This is a genomic window from Pseudomonas sp. P7548, assembly GCF_013386585.1.
Taxonomy (GTDB): Bacteria; Pseudomonadota; Gammaproteobacteria; order Pseudomonadales; family Pseudomonadaceae; genus Aquipseudomonas.
On the sequence record NZ_JACARO010000142.1, the window covers coordinates 1 to 1,817 of the forward strand.

A 1,817-nucleotide genomic window follows, 5' to 3' on the forward strand; every position below is an offset into this window, starting at 1 on the left:
CTCCTACAAAGGGTGTGGGGTGTGAGATGGGGTTTGTGTCAGGTGGGCTGGGCTTCGAGCCAGGTGGCGTGGCAGCTTTCGCGCATGGTTTCGCGCAGCCACTTGTGGGCCGGGTCTTTGTCGAAGCGCGGGTGCCAGGATTGGGCCAACACCAAGGTGGGCAAGGAGATCGGCAGCGGGAAGGCGCGCAACGGCAGCTTCAGGCGGTTGGCACTCAGCAACGCTTCCTTGGGCACCGGCAGGAGCAGATCGGAATCGGGCAGCATGAACATCGCGCCGTGGAAGCCTGGGGCAATCATCGCGACACGGCGCTCCAGGCCCAGGGCATTCAGCGCGGTGTCGATCGGCCCGCGGGCCTTGCCACGCCGCGAGATGCTGATGTGGGAATAGCTGGCGAAGCGTGCGGCGGTGATCTCTTCGTCAAACAACGGGTGGTCTTCCCGGGCGAGGCCGACAAAGGTAGTGGAAAACAGGTTCTGCACTTTCACTTCGGGGCTGGCTGGCAAGGTATTGCTCACCCGCAGGTCCAGCCGCCCTTCACGCAGCGCATCGTCGTCGGTATCGCCTTCGGGCACGAAGCACAACTCACACAGCGGTGCGACACGCTCCATGGTGTCGAACAGCCGACCGCCATACACCCCGATGAAAAAGTCATTGGCCCGCACACTGAAGCGGCGGCGCAACGTGCTCAAGTCGACCTGCTCGGCGGAACGAAACAGCACCGCCGCCTGCTCCACCACATTGCGCACCTGGCCTTGCAGCTGCAGCGCCTTGGGCGTCGGCACCAGGCCANNCGCCCACCGCTTCGCGAATGCGCGTGAGGGTTCGGCTCATGGCCGCAGGGCTCAGGTTCATCCGCCGCGCCGCGCCCACCACACTACCTTCGTCGAGCAAGGCGTCGAGGGCGACCAACAGGTTCATGTCCGGTAGTTGCATGCCAAGCACTCGTGTTCAGTGGAGAGTGAATGGGGTGCAATCCTAGCAGGGTTAGGAGCGCTGCATGCCCCAGCGCTTCACCGTCAGCCGCTCGAAGGTGTCAAACACCAGGTTTTCCACCAGCAGGCCGATGAGGATCACCACGGCCAAACCGGCAAACACCTTGTCGGTAAACAGCTCGTTGCGGTTCTGGAAGATGTACCACCCCAGCCCGCCCTTGCCGCTGGTGGCGCCGAACACCAGCTCGGCGGCGATCAGCGTGCGCCAGGCAAAAGCCCAGCCGATCTTGAGGCCCGAGAGGATCGACGGCAGCGCAGCCGGGATCAGGATGAACAGCACGAAACGCATGCCTTTGAGGCCATAGTTGCGGCCGGCCATGCGCAGGGTTTCGGACACGCCGAGGAACCCCGAATAGGTATTGAGCGCCAACGCCCACAACACCGAATGCACCAGCACGAAGATCAGGCTGTTCTGCCCCAGGCCAAACCACAGCAGCGCCAACGGCAGCANNCAGCACGATGCCGATCAGGTAACCCTTGATCAGCACCGCCAGCGAAATGCTCACCTTGCTGAGCAATTCGCCGCTGAGCAGGCCGTCGAACAGCGCCTGGGACGTCTGCAAAAAGCTCGGAAGCAGCAGGTCGTTGTTCTGATACCGCGCGACAGCCTCCCACAGAATGGCCAGCACGATCAGGATCAAGCCCTTGCGCAGCCAACCTTGCTGCCACAGGCGCTGACGCAGGGGCAGCTCGCGTTCCACGGGGACGCTGAGCAGCGGTTCGAGGGTGATTTCGTATTCCTGGCGCATGAGCGGCCCCTTCAGTAAGCGATGCGGATATCAGCAAAACCCAGCTCTTGCTCGGCCTCGGGCGCTTCATCGA

The 1,817-nt window shown here is 63.0% G+C and carries 2 pseudogenes; both read right to left on the reverse strand.

Annotated features, from left to right (window positions below):
* Window positions 1-38: 38 nt before the first annotated feature.
* A pseudogene (locus tag HX803_RS31490) lies at window positions 39-936 on the reverse strand (LysR family transcriptional regulator).
* Window positions 937-987: 51 nt separating this feature from the next.
* A pseudogene (locus HX803_RS31495) lies at window positions 988-1,744 on the reverse strand (ABC transporter permease).
* Window positions 1,745-1,817 lie beyond the last annotated feature (73 nt).